We start from the raw sequence: 17,027 nt of genomic DNA, 5'->3' as shown, positions 1-17,027 counted from the left end.
GAGCGAAGCGAAGCAATCCAGGGGGTCTCGCTCGCCCAGTCCCCCTGGATTGCTTCGCTTCGCTCGCAATGACGGCAAGGACTCAGGCCAGCGCCGCCATCGCCGCGACTGGGATCGCCGGCTGCCCAGCCAGCACCCTCGCGATGCCGGCGGGATCGACCTTGCCGCCGACGATCGTCTCCTCGCGATGGATGCCGCCGGCGACGAACAGGCTGTCGAAGCCCATCATCCTGGCGCCGGCGAGATCGGTGCGCACGGCGTCGCCAATGACCAATACCTTCTCCGGATCGATCTCGCGCCCGCCCCGCGCCTCGCGGGCAGCAGCCAGCGCCAGGTCGTAGGCAGGTCGATGCGGTTTGCCGGCCCAGGCGACGATGCCACCCAGCTCCTCGTACAACGTCGCCAGCGCGCCGGCGCAAGGCAGCAGGTCATGGCCGACATGGACGACGAGGTCGGGATTGCCGCAGATGAAGGGCAGCTTGCGCGCCGCCAGCCGCGTCAGCAGCGGGCGATAATCCTCCGGCACCTCGCGGCGGTAGTCGTTCAGCTCGGTCGCGACGACGAGCTCAGCCTCGTCCTCGCCGACGAGTTCGACATCGAGCCCCTTGAAGACGGCGCGATCAGCCTTCTCGCCGATATGGTAGATCTTGCGCGCGTCGCTCTCGGCGATCAGCGCCTTCGTCACGTCGCCCGAGGTCACCAGCCTGTCCCAGGCCGTGCGCGGCACGCGCTTGCCGTCGATCACGCCGGCGACCTGCTCGGAGGGTCCGGGCGCGTTCGAGAGCAGCACGACAGCGCCGCCACCCTGCCGGAAGCGGGTCAGCGCCGCGCAAGCCGGGTCGAGCGCCAGCACGCCGTCATGAACCACGCCCCAGACATCGCTGATCAGCAGGTCGTAGCGGGAGAAAAGCTCTCCCGCCTCATCCAGAATGGGAACGTTCATCGGCTGGCAGCCTCGGCCTCTTGCGCCATCCGCGCCTCGACATCCGCCCGTCGCGGCAGCGGCGCGACCGCGCCATAGCCCTGCGTCGAGAGCGCCGCCGCGACATTGGCATAGGCCGCCGCCGTGAAGGCATCGCCGGTGCGGATGAACTCCGCCAGCAGCGCGCCGTCATAGCAATCGCCCGCCCCGGTCGCGTCGATGGCGTCGACCTTGATCGGCACGAAGCGTTCGCGCCGGTCAGGCGTCGCCACCAGCGAGCCCTCATGGCCGAGCGTCAGCGCCACCACCTTGGCGCCGAGGCCGAGATAGTAGTCGACGATCGCGTCGGGCTCGCTCAGCCCGGTGAGCTGGGTCGCGTCGTCGAGCCCCGGCAGCACGATATCGGCCATGGCGCAGGCGGCGTGGATGATCGCGCGGGCCCGGGTCAGCGGCCAGAGCTTGAGGCGCAGGTTGGTGTCGTAGGCGGTGAGCACGCCCTGCGAGCGCGCCAGCGCGAAGGCCTCGAACACCGCGTCGCAGGCGCTCGCCGAGATCGCCTGGCTGATGCCAGAGGCCTGCACGACCTTGACCTTGCCGATCAGGTCGCGCGGCAAATCGCGCGGCCCGTAGAGGCTCGCGGCCGAGCCCGCGCGCAAATAGGAGAAGACATGGCCCTGCGGCCCGTGATCGACGAAATAGAGCCCGGTCGGCGCGGTCGGATGCGTCGCGACGAAGCGGTCATCGACGCCCTCCTGCTTCCAGGCGTCGCGGAAGCTGCGGCCGGGGCTGTCATCGCCGAGCGCGCCGGCATAGGCGACCTTCGCGCCCTGGCGTGCCGCCGCGATGGCGCAGTTGGAGGTATCGCCACCCAGGCCGAACAGGAACGAGCCCGCTTCGCCGCGCGTCGCGTTGAATTCGCCCAGCGGTTCGCCGATGCAGAGGATGTCGATTGTCGTGTCAGTCACGGGAAGGAACCATCTCGGGCGGGCAAGGCGCGGCTCAAGCCGACGGGCCTTCCTAGAACATCAGGCGCGAAAGTGCGAAGCGGTTTTCGCCTGCTATCTCAGCCCTCATCCTGAGGAGCGCCGCAGGCGCGTCTCGAAGGATGCTCCAGAGCGCACTGAACCATCCTTCGAGACGCCGCGGAGCCTGTCCTCGGGCCGGCCAAAGGCCGGACCCGGGGGCGGCTCCTCAGGATGAGGGCTCAGGTGTAACGGGGAACTACTCCGCCGCTTCCTGCTTCGGCGGCATGGTCATCAGCCGCTCGGCGATCTTGACGATCTCCTGGCGCAGCGCGGCGTTGTCGTTCTGCGAACCGGCCTCGCCGCCACCACGCTCCTGCTTGCGCAGTTGCGACAGCTCGCGCTTCGAGCGGGCGAGATCGGCCCGCACCTGCGCCAGCGCGCCCTTCAGCGTCTGCACCTCGGCATGGACGGTCTCGAGCCGTCCCTCGCGCTCGCGAAGATCCTCGTGCATCTGCGCAGCCTCCTCCTTCAGGCGCTGGCGCTCGGCCTCGCCCGTAGCCTTGACCTGCGTCAGCTCCGTGGCGAGCGCCAGCCTGTCCTGCTCCTCGACGTCGCGCGCCTTGTCCTGCTGCTTGATCGCCGCCTCCAGGCGCACGATCTCGGCCGCCGCCTCGCTGCTACGAGCCGATGCTGCGGCAAGCCCGGCCTCCGCCTCGGCAGCGCGGGCATTGAGCGCATCGGCGCGCAGGCGCTCGCTGTCGCGGTCGACGATCATCGCCTTCAGCGCCGCCGCCGTCTCGTCATAGGCGCGCTCCTTGGCGGCGAGCTTGTCGGCGAGATCGCCGCCCTTGCCTTCGAGCACGAGGATCTGGGTGCGGCTCTCGACCTGCGCGACCTTGATCCCATCATGCTCGCGGCGCAGCTGCGCCAGTTCCTTCTCGCGCTCCGCCAGCACGGACTCGATGCGCCCCAGGGTGTTGCGCGTTTCCGAGAGCTCGTTGGTGCGGGCGTCGAGATCCGAGCCGGTGCCGCTCAAGGCCGAGCGCACCTCGGCGAGATTGCGTTCGAGCGCCGCGAGGTCGTTCACCCGGCCTTCCAGCGCCGTCGCCGTGCCGGCATGGGCGGCGGTTTCCTTGGTGAGTGCGTCGCGCGTGCCAGCCAGGTCCGTGCGCGTCGAAGACAGGTCGGTTTCGAGCCCTGCTATCCGCGTGTTGCGCTCGCCGAGCTCGCGCTCCAGCCGGCCGATGGTCATGTCGCGGCGGCCGACCTCACCCATCGCGCCGGCCTTGGCGGCAAATCCGCTATCGGCCTTCTGCTCGAGCGCGCGCGCCTGCACGGCGAGCTCGGCGCGCAAATGGTCGCGATCGGCGGCGATCTCGGCCAGCGAAAGCGGAAAGGCCGCCTCCGCCCGCCTGCGCGCCAGCCTGTCGGCCCGCCGGGCAAGCGCCGGCAAGGCCGCCAGCGCCATCAGGCTGGCCGACAGAAAGCCGAGCACAACGAGCATGACGGCTTCGATCAAGGCATCGGGCTCCAGTCGAAAAGCGGTTCAGGCAGGGAAACCTGCCATGACCGCCCCGTCATGGCTAGTAAACGCCGTGTATCTAAGCGTTCTAGAGCCGAGTTCCAAGTCTCTGAAACAGGCTCTTTAGAATGGGTTCCAGGTCGCCTGCGGCGTGAATTTCAGGTAGCCGAGGTTGACGCCGAGCCGCCAGCCGAGGCCGGTGCGGATCGGCACCAGCATGACGCCCTCGGCCGCCAGGGCGGTGAAGCCGAAGCCGCCGACGAAATAGGCCGAGCCGTCGATGCCGACGAAGCGCTGGTAGAGCGCGCTCACGCTCGGCAGGTTATAGGCCAGCATCATCGTGCGCGCGCCCTCGCCGCCGAAGTCGAAGCCGACCGAGGGCCCCTGCCAGAACACCTTGCGGTCGCCGGCATTGCGGGTGAACAGCGTGCCCTCGCCATAGCGTAGGCCGCCGACGAAGGCGCCGGACGCCTCCTGGCCGAGCACGTAGCCATTGGGCTCGCCCCAGCGCTTGACGGCCTCTTCGACCGCGAGCGCCAGCCCGCGCGAGACGTTGCCGAAGAACTGGTGGCCCGAGGATACCAGCTCGTTCTGCGAGAAGGGGCGCGGCCCCCCCTGGGCTGCAACCGAAAGGTTGCTGACGCTCATGCTCGCGAGCGAGACGCTGCCGACGAGGAAGCTGCGGCGTGAAAGGTTCATAGGATCAACTCCGGGCTGGGCGCGACATGGGGCTTTTCCCCAAAAACGCGCGGCGGGCGCGGGAATCGCACAAATGCGCGATAGTTCGGTAACCAGTTTGATACGCCCCAAGAGTATCCAACCCGTGAAGATTTACGCAGCCGCGCTAGAGATGGATTCAGACTTCAGATGGGATCACAGGGGTGATCCCGTCTGAAGTCTGAATCCATCTCTCATCAAAGAGTTAGAGCAGGATCGATGCGAAAAACCGGTCCCCACTTTTCGCATCCTGCTCTAGCGGCCCGAAACTCTCCTGCGATCAAGGATTTGCCGCGATGAAGGCCGTAACATGGCAACGCTGGATTTCGATCGCGGTTGGCGGCTTCGCGCTGATGCTCGTGCTTCAGCCGGCTTTCGCCCAGCCGGCGGCGCTGCCCGCCGGCCTGCCCGAACTGCCTGCGCTCGGCGAGGAGATGCAGCGCGACACCCGCTCGGGCCTGGCGCTGCGCGGTTATGACCCCGTGGCCTATCAGGCGGAGGGCCGCGCCGTCGCCGGCCGCCCGGATTATGAGCTGAGCTATCAGGGCTATGTCTGGCGCTTCGCCACGGCGGCCAATCGCGAGGCCTTCCGCGATGCGCCCGAGGCCTACGAGCCCGCCTTCGCCGGCTTCGACCCGCTCGCGGTGAGCGAGGGCCGCGCAGTCGAGAGCGATCCCGGCCGCTTCGCCATTGTCGGCTCGCGCCTGTTCCTGTTCCGCAGCGAGGCAAGCCGCGGCCGCTTCATGGCGGAGACTGGGCTGCTGGCATCGGCCGAGGCGAGCTGGCCCGAGGTCAGCCGCCAGATCGCGCGCTGATCAACTGCGCGGCAGGCTATTCGCGGGCAAGGTGTTCGCGGCAGCGATGGCGCGCTGGGCCAGCGCCTCGCTGCTGGCGGCGACGAAGGGCGGATTGCGGAAATCGCCGCCCGGCCGGCCATAGCGCGGCAATTGCCCGTCGAGCAGCCTGACGACGCCGCCAGCCGCTGTCAGGATCGCATCGCCCGCCGCGATGTCCCATTCCATCGTCGGCCCGCCGCGCACGTGCAGGTCGGCCTCGCCGGCCGCGATGATGCCGAACTTGACCGCCGAGGACATCGGCATCGGCTCGTGCCCCGGCATCGTCTTCAGCACGCCCTCGCTCAGCGCATCGGCATGGAAGCGGCTGATCAGCGTCACCAGCCCGTCCTCCGGCGGCAATCTGACGCCGATGCGCTCGGGCTCGCCCAGCGCCGTGCCGTCGGCCGCGACGCGCTGGCTGAAGGCGTCTTCGCCCGAGAACCAGAGCCGGCCCAGTTCGGGCGCCACGATCGCGCCCGCAATCGGCCGCCCCTCGCGAATGATCGCGATCGCGACGCAATAGCTCCCGCCCGCCGCGAGGAACTCGCGCGTGCCGTCGAGCGGATCGAGCAGGATGAAGACCGGAGCGGCCTCGACCGCCTCGACGCTCTCCTCGCTGACCACCGGGAAATCGGGCAGAAGCCGCACCAGCGCTTGCTTGGCGGTATGGTCCGCCGCCATGTCGGCCGAGCAGACCGGCGAGCCGTCCGCCTTCACGCGCACGTCGCTGGCGGAGCGCATGGCGAGCAGCACGGCGCCGCTGAGGCGCGCGGCCTCGGCCAGTCGGAGCGCCAGGGCGTTGCGATCGCCGAGACGCGGGTCGTTGGGAGAGATCATCGCTGTCCTGCGCCTTCCGGCTGCCCGGATACGGTTAACCACATGCAAACCAAGATCGCACCATATCTTGTCGCAACGGCGGCCCGGATGCCGCGAGCGCCCCGAAACATCGACCCCAGGACAAGTGCCATGACCGCCATCTCGCTCGAGCCGCTCGACCTGGCCGCGCTGTTGTGCAGCCGCGTCTGCCATGATGTGATCAGCCCGGTCGGCGCTGTTGTCAATGCGCTGGAGGTCCTGGAGGAGGACGATCCGTCCATGCGCGACTTCGCGCTGGAGCTGATCAAGAAGAGCGCGCGCAGCGCCTCCGCCCGCCTGCAATTCGCTCGCCTCGCCTTCGGCGCGGCCGGCTCGGCCGGCGCGATGATCGACCTCGGCGATGCCGGCAACGTCGCCAACGGCTTCCTCAACGACGACAAGCTCTCGCTCGACTGGGAGGCGCCGCGCGCCCTCCTGCCCAAGAACCAGGTCAAGCTCGTGCTCAACCTGCTCGTGCTCGCGGCCCAGGCCGTGCCGCGCGGCGGAAAGCTGGTCTCGCGCACCACGGTCGAGGGCGAGCAGGGCCATTTCAGCATCACCGCCACCGGCTCGCATGCCCGCATCCCGGCCCATGTCGAGGATCTGATCGCCGGCCAGTCGGAGACCGGCACGATCGACGCCCACGCCGTCCAGCCGCTCTATACCGGCATGGTCGCCCGCGCCGCCGGCATGGGCATCACCTTCGCCATCGACGGCGAGACCGTGACGATCATCGCGGCCAAGACGATCTGAGCTGAATTGCCGGAAAGCGCCAAACCATAGATCGCGCCGCTATCGGACGAAGCAGTCCGGTAGCGAAAAACGTGATCTACGATAAAGAGTTAGAGCATGGCTTGCGCGAAAAGCCGGTTCCCACTTTTCCGCGCCATGCTCTAGCGATTTCCGCACAATCTCAACCGATCATAAACCCTTCGCCTGCATAGATTGACGCAGCGTTAGTTGCGTGGATCGTGATCGCCGGCATGGACGAGTTGCTGCAAGAGTTCCTCGGCGAGACCGGCGAGCATCTCGACACCGTCGACCGCGAACTCGTGCGCTTCGAGCAGGAGCCGAACAACCGCGACATCCTGCGCAACATCTTCCGGCTGGTCCACACCGTGAAGGGCACCTGCGGCTTCATCGGCCTGCCGCGGCTGGAAGCGCTGACCCATGCGGCCGAGTCGGTCATCGGCCAGTTCCGCGACGGCGCCAGCGTCAGCGCCAGCGCCGTCACCGCGATCCTGGAGACGATCGACCGGGTCAAGGAAATCATGGCGGAGCTTGCCGACAAGGGCCAGGAGCCGCCCGGCAGCGACGAGATCCTGATCGGCGAATTGCAGACTTTGGCCGAGCGCGCCCGCTTCGAGCTCGGGCAGGCGCGGCCGGCAGGCGCCCCGGCCGATCCCGTCGCCGCCTATCTCGCCCGCCACGGCACGCCGGCGACGGCCGAGGACGGGCTCGACCTCATCTTCCGCAACGCGCCCGGCCCCGAGCGCGGCCCCGACGGGCGCATCGACACGGCGCCGCGCTATGACGCCGCCGCCGAGGACACCACCTTGCGAGAGAGCCGGCCGCCCGGCCCCGCGACGCTGCGCGTCAACGTCGACACGCTCGAGCACCTGATGACCATGGTCTCCGAGCTGGTGCTGACCCGCAACCAGCTCCTCGAAATCTCGCGCCGGCAGGAGGATGCCGCGCTGAAGGCGCCGCTGCAGCGGCTCTCGCTGATCACGGCCGAGCTGCAGGACGGGGTGATGAAGACCCGCATGCAGCCGATCGGCAACGCCTGGTCGAAGCTGCCGCGCATCGTGCGCGACCTGAGCGGCGAGCTCGGCAAGCGCATCGAGCTCGTCACCGAGGGCGCCGACACCGAGATCGACCGGCAGATCCTCGACCTGATCAAGGACCCGCTCACCCATATGGTGAGGAACTGCGCCGACCACGCCATCGAGGCGGCGGCCGAGCGGCTCAAGGCCGGCAAGCCGGAGCACGGCACGATCCGCCTTGCCGCCTATCACGAGGGCGGCTCGGTCACCATCGCCATCGCCGATGACGGGCGCGGCCTCGACATCGCGCGCATTCGGAACAAGGCGCTCCAGCAGGGTCTGGCGCAGGAAGCCGAGATCGAGCGCATGAGCGATGCGCAGGTCAGCCGCTTCATCTTCCACCCCGGCTTCTCGACCGCCGAGAACGTCACCGCCGTCTCCGGCCGCGGCGTCGGCATGGACGTGGTCAAGGTCAATGTCGACGCCATCGGCGGCTTGATCGACATCGCCAGCACGCCCGGCCAGGGCACGACGATCACCATCAAGATCCCGCTCACGCTCGCTATCGTCTCGGCGCTGATCGTCGCCTCGGGCGCTGAGCGCTTCGCCATTCCGCAGATCGTCGTGCGCGAGCTGGTGCGGGTGAAGGCCGGCGCCGACCACCGCGTCGAGCAGATCAACGGCGCCCCCGTGCTGCGGCTGCGCGGCAGGCTGCTGCCGATCATCGTCCTCGCCGGGCTGATGGGCGTGACGCCGAAGGCGGCGGAGGACGGCTTCATCGTCGTCACCCAGATCGGCGAGCGCCAGTTCGGCATCCTGGTCGACAGCGTCTTCCACACCGAGGAAATCGTGGTGAAGCCGATGTCGAGCAAGCTCCGGCACATTCCGATCTTCTCCGGCAACACCATCCTGGGCGATGGCGCGGTCGTGCTGATCATCGACCCCAACGGCGTCGCCAGGCAGGTCGGCGCCTCGGTCTCGACCGACATGCCCGAGCGCGAGGAAGCGGCCCCGGGCGTCTCGCCGGCCGGCGAGCGCACCACGATGCTGGTCTTCCGCGCCGGCTCCGACAGCGTCAAGGCCGTGCCGCTCTCGCTGGTGACCCGGCTGGAGGAGGTCGAGGCCAGCGGCTTCCAGGCCAGCGGCGGCCGCATCCTGCTGAACTATCGCGGCCGCCTGATGCCGATCGTCCCGGTCGGCCAGGCCAGCATCCGCAGCGATGGCTTGCAGCCGCTCGTGATCATCTCCGAGGGTGACCTGACCATGGGCCTGGCGGTCGACGCGATCGTCGACATCGTCGACGAGTTCCTCGACGTCGAGCTGGAGGCGATGCTCGACCAGGGCGTGGTCGGCTCGGCGATCATCCGCGGCCGCGCCACCGAGATCCTCGACCTCGCCCACTACCTGCCGATGGGCGATCCGAACTGGCTGCGCCTGAGCCGCCGCGAGAGCGCTGCCGCGAGCCCGCACGTGCTGATGGTCGAGCCGTCCGACTTCCTGCGCGAGATGCTGGCGCCGGTGCTGAAGGCGTCCGGCCTGCGCGTGACCCAGACCGCCGATTTCGACGAGGCCCGGCACCTGGCCGCCGCCGGCGGCCTGAGCGGCGTGCTGGTCGATCTCGACCGCAAGCCCGACGCCGCCTTCGCCTTCGCCGCCGAGCTGCGCGCCGGCGCCAATGGCGAGCACCTGCGCGTCCTCGGCATGACCACCTTCGCCACGCCCGAGCTGCACGCCCGCGCCCGCGAGGCGCAACTCGACGGCATCGTCGCGAAATTCGACCGCCGCACGCTGCTCGCGGAACTGACGGACCACAAGCCCGGCATGAGGCAGGCGGCATGAACGGCAGGATCGACCAGGCCGCGAACGAGACCGCGCCGAGCTTCGGCGAGTCGCTCGACTACGTCACCATCACCATCGGCGAGCAGCTTCTCGGCCTGCCGATCGGCCGCGTCCACGACGTCTTCATCGCCAACCGCATCACGCCCGTGCCGCTGGCGCCGGCCGAGATCGTTGGCCTCCTCAACCTGCGCGGCCGCATCGTCACCGCGATCTGCCTGAACAAGCGGCTCGGCCGCCCGCTCTCGCTGAAGACCGACTGCAACGGCAAGTACGAGCTCACCGCCGTCGGCATCGACCATGGCGGCGAGGCCTACGCGCTGATCGTCGATGCGGTGGGCGAGGTCATGCGCCTCGACCAGTCCACCTTCGAGCCCGTGCCCGTGCATCTCGACCGGATCTGGGCCGCGCTCGCGGCCGGCATCCACCGCCTCGAAGACCGCCTCCTCGTCGTGCTCGACGTCGATGCGGTCCTGAAGATCGACCTTCCTCTGGCAGCCTGACGGCCGCACCCCCGTTCTGGAGATAAGACCATGAAATATTGTCTCGTCGTCGATGACTCCGCCGTGATCCGCAAGGTCGCCCGCCGCATCCTCGAAGGCCTGCAGTTCCGCATCGCCGAGGCCGAGGACGGCGCCCGCGCCATCGACGCCTGCAAGGGCGAGATGCCGGATGCGGTCCTGCTCGACTGGAACATGCCGATCATGGACGGCTACGACTTCCTGCGCACGCTGCGCCAGATGCCGGGCGGCAAGAAGCCGAAGGTCGTGTTCTGCACCACCGAGAACGACATCGCCCATATCGCGCGCGCCATGCATGCCGGCGCCGACGAGTACATCATGAAGCCGTTCGACAAGGAGATAGTCGCATCCAAGTTCCACCAGGTCGGCCTGCTGTGATGACGGACGCGGCGGCACCGGCCGTCGCACGCTTTCCCATGCAAAGACCCCTGTCCTCCCTCTTCGCAATCGCCCTGACGAACCGGACGCGCGCGGCATGATCATCGCCCCCTCCGGCAGCGCGGCCCTGCGCCCCAAGACCGTCGTCATCGCCGACGATTCCGTCGTCGTGCGCGGCCTCTTCGCGCGCTGGCTCGGCGAGAGCGGCCAGTTCCATGTCGTGGCGGTCGCCGGCGACGGCGAGACCGCGATCGAGCATGCCGGCCGCTACCAGCCCGACATCATGGTGCTCGACCTCGACATGCCCGGCATCGACGGCGTCACGGCGCTGCCGCAGATCGTCAAGGAGAGCCCGAAGACCGCGATCCTCCTCGCGACCACCCTGACCGAGCGCAATGCGCGCCTTGCGCTGCAATGCATGACCATGGGCGCCATGGACGTGCTGCCCAAGCCCGAGAGCCGCAGCGGCATGACGCTCTCGCTCGATTTCCGCAGCGAGTTCCTGAGCAAGCTCGGCAACATCGCGCAATCTTCTCATGCTCACGGCGCAGGCAGCGACCTGCCCGAGCCCGCCCTGCCCGCCGGCATCGTCGACCTCAGGCCACTGATCTCGGTGATGCCGCGCTATCTCCTGATCGGCGCCTCGACCGGCGGCCCGCGCGCCGTCGCCAAGGTGCTGGCCGATATCGACGACGGCTTGCAGGACCTGATCACGCTCGTCGTCCAGCACATGCCGCCGCTCTTCACCGCCTCCTTCGCCGAGCAGGTCTCGGCGCAGATCGGCGTGCCAGCGCGCGAGCCTTACGATGGCGAGCGGCTGAGCCGCGGCGCCATCTACGTCGCGCCGGGCGGCCGCCATCTCGGCATCGACCGCAAGCTCGGCCACATCGTCGCCAGCATCAGCGACGGCCCGCCGGTGCGCTTCTGCCGGCCCGCCGTCGACGTGCTCTTCAGCGACGCCGCCCGCCATCTCGGCCCGGCCGCGCTCGGACTGGTGATGACCGGCATGGGCAGCGACGGCACCGACGGCGCCGGCGCCCTGCGCCGGGCCGGTGCCGCCGTCATCGCCCAGGACGAGGCCACCAGCACGATCTGGGGCATGCCCGGCTCGGTCGTGCGCGCCCGCCATGCCAGCGCCGTGATCGCGCTCGACGGCATCGGCCCCGCCATCCGTTCGCTCGTCCGCGGAGGTCACGGCGCATGACCCAGGCGGATTTCGACTTCCTGCGCACCTTGCTGCATCTGCGCTCCGGCCTCTCGCTCAGCCTGGAGAAGCGCTACCTCGTCGAGAGCCGCCTCGGCATCCTCTGCCGTCGCCGCGGCATTTCGGGGCTCGACGCGCTGGTGCGGCGCCTCAGGCTCGACAACGACCGCGAGCTCGAAGGCGCGGTGGTCGAGGCGATGACCACCAACGAGACCTTGTTCTTCCGCGACCGCATGCCCTTCGACATGTTCCGCGACGTGATCCTGCCGGAGAAGCTCGCGGCCAACGTGGCCAAGCGCTCGCTGCGCATCTGGTGCGCCGCGGTCTCGAGCGGACAGGAGGCCTATTCGCTGGCGATGATCCTCGACGAGATAGCGCCCCGCCTCGCCGGCTGGAAGATCGAGATCGTCGGCACCGACATCTCGGCCGAGATCCTGGAGCGGGCGCGGGCCGGGCTCTACAGCCAGTTCGAGGTCCAGCGCGGCCTGCCGATCCAGCTCCTGCTCAAATATTTCAAGCAGGAGGGCGACAAGTGGCGGATCGCCGAGCGCATCCGCGGCATGGTCGATCTGAAGCTGCACAACCTGCTCGAATCGAGCGAGCATCTCGGCCAGTTCGACGTGATCTTCTGCCGCAACGTGCTGATCTATTTCGACGTGCCGACCAAGGCGCGGGTGATGGCGGCGCTGTCGCAACGACTGGCGCCGGACGGTGCCTTCATCCTCGGCGCGGCCGAGACGGTGATCGGCATCACCACCACCATCGTGCCTGACAAGCAGCACCGCGGCCTCTACCGCGACGGCCGCTCCAGCCGGGGCCAGGCGCCGAATTTCGGCTTCGCCTTCGACCGACCCAAGAGCCTGGTCGAAAGCGGCTCGCATATCTGAGGGCGATGCGCGCTGATTGGGCGCGATCCGGTCGCTCACCCTCTCCGTCATCCCGGACGCAGCGAAGCGGAGTTCCGGGATCCATCGTAGGGCGTCGCGCTCTACGATGGATCCCGGCGCTGCGCGGCTGCGCCGCTTGGCCGGAATGACGCTGGCGGGTCCGAAGGCGCCACAAACAAAAACCCCGCCTCGCGGCGGGGTCCCGTTCGACCTGTCGTTTACATCCGACGATCAGGTCAATGCTGTTATGTCATTCGATCATGACCGGCGAATGACGCCAGAGCGGGATGCGAAAAAGCGGAGGCCGGTTTTTCGCATCCTGCTCCAGCCCGGTTCAGGCCGGAATGCGTTCCTCGACCTCGGTCGGCTCGCGCAGCACGTAGCCGCGGCCCCAGACCGTTTCGATGTAGTTCTTGCCGTCCGACGCGTTGGCGAGCTTCTTGCGCAGCTTGCAGATGAACACGTCGATGATCTTGAGCTCGGGCTCGTCCATGCCGCCATAGAGATGGTTGAGGAACATCTCCTTGGTCAGCGTCGTGCCCTTGCGGAGCGAGAGCAGCTCCAGCATCTGGTATTCCTTGCCGGTGAGGTGCACGCGGGCGGCGTCCACTTCCACGGTCTTGGTGTCGAGGTTGACGACCAGGTCGCCGGTCGTGATGACCGACTGGGCGTGGCCCTTCGAGCGGCGCACGATCGCATGGATGCGGGCGACCAGCTCGTCCTTGTGGAACGGCTTGGTCAGGTAGTCGTCGGCGCCGAAGCCGAGCCCCTTGACCTTGTCCTCGATGCCCGCGAGCCCCGACAGGATCAGGATCGGCGTCTTGACCTTGGCGACGCGCAGCGAGCGCAGAACCTCGTAGCCGGACATGTCGGGCAGGTTCAGGTCGAGGAGAATGATGTCGTAGTCGTAGAGTTTGCCGAGATCGACGCCCTCTTCACCCAGATCCGTCGTGTAGACGTTGAAGCTCTCGGACTTGAGCATCAGCTCAATGCTCTGGGCGGTTGCGCTATCGTCCTCGATCAGCAGAACCCGCATGTCTCGTCCCCAATTTCGCCCAGAGGCAAGCCGGACCGCCTTGTTACCCGTCCCAGCCCCCATGGCCCTGGACGACGGCGTGCTTGCCCGATGAAACGCCACGCGACACGCTACGGAGAAATGGTTAACAAACCGTGATTCCCGAGCGCAAGCGCTTAACGGGGGAAAGTGCACGATCCTTGTCGAGGTGAGTCGAAATTGACACGGATCGGAAAACCATCACCCGCGAAATCGCCTTTCGCGGAGGCTTAGCTCGGACACAGGGATTAACATAACCCCTGCGACGCGCCGCAGCCTCGAAACACAGTGTTAATCACACAGGTAAACGAAAGGTTGACGGGAAGGCTCATGAGCAGCGCAAAACGCGGCAGCGGCCGGCTCGCGGACCTCGCCGCCACGATCGCCGGCTTTGATTCGGTCTCGGTCTACGGCCGCGTCACGGCGGTGCGCGGCCTGATGGTCGAGGTCTCCGGGCCGATCGGCGCGATGAGCCTCGGCGGCCGCATCGAGATCGAGATCGCGCCCGGAACCCGCGTTCCCTGCGAGGTCATCGGCTTTTCCGGGGAGAAGGCGCTGGTCATGCCCTATGGCGGGCTCGACGGCGTGCGCCGCGGCTGCCCCGCCTATGTCGACAAGGCGGCGCCGGGCATCCGACCGACCACGGCCTGGCTCGGCCGCGTCGTCGATGCGCTCGGAAGACCTGTGGATGGCGGCCCGCCCCTGCCGCAGGGCGAGCACCTCTCGCCCTTCCGCGGCGATCCGCCGCCGGCCCATGCCAGGCGGCGCGTCGGCGCCCCGCTCGACCTCGGCGTGCGCGCCCTCAACACCTTCCTGACCTGCTGCCTCGGCCAGCGCATGGGCATCTTCGCCGGCTCCGGCGTCGGCAAGTCGGTGCTGCTCTCGATGCTGGCCCGTTACGCAAGGGCAGACGTTAACATCATCGGCCTCGTCGGCGAGCGCGGCCGCGAGGTCCAGGAGTTCCTCCAGGACGATCTCGGGCCCGAGGGCCTGGCGCGCTCCATCGTCGTGGTCGCGACCTCGGACGAACCAGCCCTGATGCGCAAGCAGGCGGCGCTGACGACGCTGACCCTGGCCGAGTTCTTCCGCGACCAGGGCCTGCAGGTGATGTGCCTGATGGATTCGGTAACGCGATTCGCCATGGCCATGCGCGAGATCGGCCTCGCTGCCGGCGAGCCGCCGACCACCAAGGGCTACACCCCGACCGTCTTCGCCGAACTGCCGCGCCTGCTGGAGCGCGCCGGACCGGGCGTGGGCGACGGCGCCATCACCGGCCTGTTCACGGTGCTGGTCGATGGCGGCGACCATGACGAGCCGGTGGCCGATGCCGTCCGCGGCATCCTCGACGGCCATATCGTGATGGAGCGCTCGATCGCCGAGCGCGGCCGCTACCCGGCGATCAACATCCTGAAATCGGTCTCGCGCACCATGCCGCGCTCCTGCGACCCGGCCTTCTATCCCGTCGTCCAGAAGGCGCGCGCTACGCTCGCGACCTATGCCGACATGGAGGAGCTGATCCGCCTCGGCGCCTACCGCCAGGGCGCCTCGGCCGAGGTCGACGAGGCGATCCGCCTCAACCCGGCGCTGGAGGCCTTCCTGAAGCAGGCCAAGGACGAGAAGACCTCGCTGAAGGACTGCTACGCCAGGCTCGCCCAGATCATGGGCAGCTAGAGCTCTCGATCGCGCCGAGCCGGCGCACCAGCACCAGCATCGCAACGAGCGCGACCAACTGAACGATTGCCGAGATCACCAGCGTCACCGAGACGCCGAAGCGCTCGATCAACACGGCGAAGAGCAGCGGCGCCGTCGCGAAGGCGAAGTTCTGCGGCACCGTCAGCTGCCCGAGCATGGTCGCGAAGCCGCGCCTGCCGAACAGCGACAGCGGCAATGTCGCCCGCGCCACCGAGATCACGCCCATTGCAGCGCTGAACAGGCAGGAGAAGGCGATCGCCACCGGCGCCGAGCCGGGCGCGACTGCCATCAGCAGGCAGGCGAGCGGCCCGAGCAGCAGGCCGACCAGCGCCACGCGCTCGACCGGCAGGCGCTCGCCGGCGACGACGTCGACCAGGCGCGCAGCCAGCGTCGCCGGCCCGTTCAGGGTCGCGATCGCCACCGCCGTGGCCTGGCTCAGGCCCGAGCTCTGCATCATGCCGATCAGGTGCAGCGGCAGGCCCCACGAGACGACGCCGCTGGCGGAGAAGGCCGTCGCGACCAGCCAGAACGTGGCGCGCCGATGCGCGGGCGGCACCCTGCCCTCCTCGGCCACGGTGGCGGCAGGCTGGCCCGGCGCCGGCAGCCTGACCCGGCGCGCCGGGATCATCAGATGGATCGGCAGCACGATGACGATCTGGATCGCGGCGAAGACCAGCAGTGTCGTGCGCCAGCCATAAGCCGCCGAGAGCGCCGCCGTAAGCGGCCAGAACACGCTCGAGGCCAGCCCGGTGACCAGCATCATCAGCCCGATGATCCGGCGCGTGCGCTCGCCCGTCAGCTGCGCGACCGTGACGTTGCCGACATTGGCCAGCGTCATCGCATGGCCGATGCCGATGACGAACCAGGTCGCGAGATAGGAGACCGGCCCCTGCGCGAATGAGAGCAGCGCCAGCCCCAGCGCGCAGATCACCGCGCCCGCGCACATCGAGCGCCGCGTCCCGTAGCTGTCGAGATGGCGGCCGATCGCAGGCGCGACGAGCGCCCCCACCACCAGCAGCACCGTGATGCCGCCGAACACCACCTCGCCGCTCAGGCCGATGTCCCGGGCGAGATAGTTCCCCAGCACGGCGGGCGCGTAATAGGTCGAGCCCCAGCCGATGATGCGGGTGAGCGCAAGGCCGCAGAGCAGCAGCCAATGCTCGGAAAAGCGGGGCAAGGCAGGCAAGGGAGATCGTCCGGAGGGGCGCGGCGGGGCGATTCACCCCAATGAAGGGAGTGGACACTACAAGCTCCCGACAAGCGGCGTCAGCAGTGGCGACGCGCGCGCAATATGCATCGAAAGCGGGCCCTTCCGGTAAGGAACGGTCAACCTCCTTGGCTCATTGTACTTTTCGTCTCGCGGATCGAGTTCCGGTGGCGCGCCGAGGGGATGGCTCGTCGCCATGCGTAAAATCAGGAGTTGGACACGACATGAAGTCGCGGGAGACCCTCTTGCGTCTCAAACGCTTCCAGGTTGACGAAAAGCGTCGCCGGGTGAGCCAGATTGAGATGATGATCGCCGAGTTTCATCGGATGGCGACCGATCTGGACCGAGAGATCCAGAGCGAGGAAACCCGGGCCGGCATCTCCGACCCGGCTCATTTCGCCTATCCGACCTACGCCAAGGCGGCGCTCGGCCGGCGCGACAACCTGCGCCAATCGGCCGACAACCTGAAGGGCCAGCTCGACGAGGCCAAGGCCGAGCTGCAGGAGGCCTTCGAGGACATGAAGAAAGTCGAGATCCTCGACGACCGCGAGCGCGCCTCCGAACGCGCCGCCGAAACGGCCCGCGATCAGGCGGTGATGGATTCGATCGGCCTGCGCACCCGCGCCTGAGCTTCGATCAAATTTGAAATGCGAAAGGCGGGAGGC

Annotated in this window: 16 protein-coding genes; 9 read left to right on the top strand and 7 right to left on the bottom strand. The window is 68.3% G+C overall.

The window, feature by feature from the left end; genetic code table 11:
• Nucleotides 1-82 precede the first annotated feature (82 nt).
• From DWF00_RS15855 to DWF00_RS15840, 4 genes are all read right to left on the bottom strand, one after another.
• Nucleotides 83-943: a TIGR01459 family HAD-type hydrolase gene (locus DWF00_RS15855; protein ID WP_114829404.1), complete on the bottom strand. Its 861-nt coding sequence runs from the start codon at nucleotides 941-943 to the stop codon at nucleotides 83-85.
• The gene (locus DWF00_RS15850) at nucleotides 940-1,887 is read right to left on the bottom strand and encodes a sugar kinase (RefSeq protein ID WP_211200544.1); all 948 of its coding nucleotides are present in this window, start codon (nucleotides 1,885-1,887) and stop codon (nucleotides 940-942) included. The genes DWF00_RS15855 and DWF00_RS15850 overlap by 4 nt, the downstream gene beginning before the upstream one ends.
• 256 nt (nucleotides 1,888-2,143) lie before the next feature.
• The gene (locus DWF00_RS15845; RefSeq protein WP_114829405.1) at nucleotides 2,144-3,406 is read right to left on the bottom strand and encodes a coiled-coil domain-containing protein; all 1,263 of its coding nucleotides are present in this window, start codon (nucleotides 3,404-3,406) and stop codon (nucleotides 2,144-2,146) included.
• A 126-nt stretch (nucleotides 3,407-3,532) separates the two neighbouring features.
• The gene (locus DWF00_RS15840; RefSeq protein WP_245974002.1) at nucleotides 3,533-4,057 is read right to left on the bottom strand and encodes a DUF1134 domain-containing protein; all 525 of its coding nucleotides are present in this window, start codon (nucleotides 4,055-4,057) and stop codon (nucleotides 3,533-3,535) included.
• Nucleotides 4,058-4,422: 365 nt separating this feature from the next.
• On the opposite strand from DWF00_RS15840, the gene DWF00_RS15835 reads away from it, so the two are divergent.
• The gene (locus DWF00_RS15835) at nucleotides 4,423-4,941 is read left to right on the top strand and encodes a YHS domain-containing (seleno)protein (RefSeq protein ID WP_114829407.1); all 519 of its coding nucleotides are present in this window, start codon (nucleotides 4,423-4,425) and stop codon (nucleotides 4,939-4,941) included.
• Here the strand turns inward: DWF00_RS15835 and DWF00_RS15830 are convergent, their stop codons facing one another.
• Nucleotides 4,942-5,799: a 3'(2'),5'-bisphosphate nucleotidase CysQ family protein gene (locus DWF00_RS15830; RefSeq protein WP_181832642.1), complete on the bottom strand. Its 858-nt coding sequence runs from the start codon at nucleotides 5,797-5,799 to the stop codon at nucleotides 4,942-4,944. It abuts the gene before it with no gap.
• A 129-nt stretch (nucleotides 5,800-5,928) separates the two neighbouring features.
• Here DWF00_RS15830 and chpT point away from each other — a divergent pair, with 129 nt between their 5' ends.
• From chpT to DWF00_RS15800, 6 genes are all read left to right on the top strand, one after another.
• Nucleotides 5,929-6,570, top strand: a complete 642-nt coding sequence (gene chpT / locus DWF00_RS15825) for a histidine phosphotransferase ChpT (protein ID WP_114829408.1) — start codon at nucleotides 5,929-5,931, stop codon at nucleotides 6,568-6,570.
• Nucleotides 6,571-6,800: 230 nt separating this feature from the next.
• Nucleotides 6,801-9,422, top strand: coding sequence for a hybrid sensor histidine kinase/response regulator (locus DWF00_RS15820; protein ID WP_114829409.1), 2,622 nt, complete (start codon nucleotides 6,801-6,803; stop codon nucleotides 9,420-9,422).
• Entirely contained in the window at nucleotides 9,419-9,922 is a 504-nt protein-coding gene (locus tag DWF00_RS15815) for a chemotaxis protein CheW (RefSeq protein ID WP_114829410.1), read from the top strand. The genes DWF00_RS15820 and DWF00_RS15815 overlap by 4 nt, the downstream gene beginning before the upstream one ends.
• A 30-nt stretch (nucleotides 9,923-9,952) precedes the next feature.
• Entirely contained in the window at nucleotides 9,953-10,318 is a 366-nt protein-coding gene (locus tag DWF00_RS15810; protein WP_114829411.1) for a response regulator, read from the top strand.
• Between the two features lie 97 nt (nucleotides 10,319-10,415).
• A complete protein-coding gene (cheB, locus tag DWF00_RS15805; RefSeq protein ID WP_114829412.1) occupies nucleotides 10,416-11,522 on the top strand; it encodes a chemotaxis-specific protein-glutamate methyltransferase CheB in 1,107 nt (368 codons plus the stop codon).
• The gene (locus tag DWF00_RS15800; RefSeq protein ID WP_114829413.1) at nucleotides 11,519-12,409 is read left to right on the top strand and encodes a CheR family methyltransferase; all 891 of its coding nucleotides are present in this window, start codon (nucleotides 11,519-11,521) and stop codon (nucleotides 12,407-12,409) included. Before cheB ends, DWF00_RS15800 begins: the two co-directional genes overlap by 4 nt.
• Nucleotides 12,410-12,743: 334 nt before the next feature.
• On the opposite strand, the gene ctrA is transcribed toward DWF00_RS15800, so the two are convergent.
• Nucleotides 12,744-13,445: a response regulator transcription factor CtrA gene (gene ctrA / locus DWF00_RS15795; RefSeq protein ID WP_114829414.1), complete on the bottom strand. Its 702-nt coding sequence runs from the start codon at nucleotides 13,443-13,445 to the stop codon at nucleotides 12,744-12,746.
• 348 nt (nucleotides 13,446-13,793) lie between these two features.
• On the opposite strand from ctrA, the gene fliI reads away from it, so the two are divergent.
• The gene (fliI, locus tag DWF00_RS15790) at nucleotides 13,794-15,134 is read left to right on the top strand and encodes a flagellar protein export ATPase FliI (protein WP_114829415.1); all 1,341 of its coding nucleotides are present in this window, start codon (nucleotides 13,794-13,796) and stop codon (nucleotides 15,132-15,134) included.
• On the opposite strand, the gene DWF00_RS15785 is transcribed toward fliI, so the two are convergent.
• The gene (locus DWF00_RS15785; RefSeq protein WP_181832643.1) at nucleotides 15,121-16,341 is read right to left on the bottom strand and encodes an MFS transporter; all 1,221 of its coding nucleotides are present in this window, start codon (nucleotides 16,339-16,341) and stop codon (nucleotides 15,121-15,123) included. The two genes, fliI and DWF00_RS15785, sit on opposite strands and share 14 nt — an antisense overlap.
• 245 nt (nucleotides 16,342-16,586) lie before the next feature.
• On the opposite strand from DWF00_RS15785, the gene fliJ reads away from it, so the two are divergent.
• Complete coding sequence (fliJ, locus tag DWF00_RS15780) at nucleotides 16,587-16,991, top strand: flagellar export protein FliJ (protein WP_114829417.1); 405 nt, start codon at nucleotides 16,587-16,589, stop codon at nucleotides 16,989-16,991.
• Nucleotides 16,992-17,027 lie beyond the last annotated feature (36 nt).

Origin of the sequence: Allobosea caraganae (assembly GCF_003351345.1) — a bacterium.
GTDB lineage: Bacteria > Pseudomonadota > Alphaproteobacteria > Rhizobiales > Beijerinckiaceae > Allobosea > Allobosea caraganae.
The sequence above is the reverse complement of the archived record's forward strand: the minus strand, read 5'-3'. Positions and strand labels throughout refer to the sequence as shown.

Excerpts from the sequence above, each read along its gene's own strand:
- DWF00_RS15855 (WP_114829404.1), bottom strand. The coding sequence starts at position 943 with ATGAACGTTCCCATTCTGGATGAGGCGGGAGAGCTTTTCTCCCGCTAC.
- DWF00_RS15840 (WP_245974002.1), bottom strand. The coding sequence starts at position 4,057 with ATGAGCGTCAGCAACCTTTCGGTTGCAGCCCAGGGGGGGCCGCGCCCC.
- DWF00_RS15835 (WP_114829407.1), top strand. The coding sequence starts at position 4,423 with ATGAAGGCCGTAACATGGCAACGCTGGATTTCGATCGCGGTTGGCGGC.
- DWF00_RS15830 (WP_181832642.1), bottom strand. The coding sequence starts at position 5,799 with ATGATCTCTCCCAACGACCCGCGTCTCGGCGATCGCAACGCCCTGGCG.
- chpT (WP_114829408.1), top strand. The coding sequence starts at position 5,929 with ATGACCGCCATCTCGCTCGAGCCGCTCGACCTGGCCGCGCTGTTGTGC.
- DWF00_RS15820 (WP_114829409.1), top strand. The coding sequence starts at position 6,801 with ATGGACGAGTTGCTGCAAGAGTTCCTCGGCGAGACCGGCGAGCATCTC.
- DWF00_RS15815 (WP_114829410.1), top strand. The coding sequence starts at position 9,419 with ATGAACGGCAGGATCGACCAGGCCGCGAACGAGACCGCGCCGAGCTTC.
- DWF00_RS15810 (WP_114829411.1), top strand. The coding sequence starts at position 9,953 with ATGAAATATTGTCTCGTCGTCGATGACTCCGCCGTGATCCGCAAGGTC.
- cheB (WP_114829412.1), top strand. The coding sequence starts at position 10,416 with ATGATCATCGCCCCCTCCGGCAGCGCGGCCCTGCGCCCCAAGACCGTC.
- DWF00_RS15800 (WP_114829413.1), top strand. The coding sequence starts at position 11,519 with ATGACCCAGGCGGATTTCGACTTCCTGCGCACCTTGCTGCATCTGCGC.
- ctrA (WP_114829414.1), bottom strand. The coding sequence starts at position 13,445 with ATGCGGGTTCTGCTGATCGAGGACGATAGCGCAACCGCCCAGAGCATT.
- fliI (WP_114829415.1), top strand. The coding sequence starts at position 13,794 with ATGAGCAGCGCAAAACGCGGCAGCGGCCGGCTCGCGGACCTCGCCGCC.
- fliJ (WP_114829417.1), top strand. The coding sequence starts at position 16,587 with ATGAAGTCGCGGGAGACCCTCTTGCGTCTCAAACGCTTCCAGGTTGAC.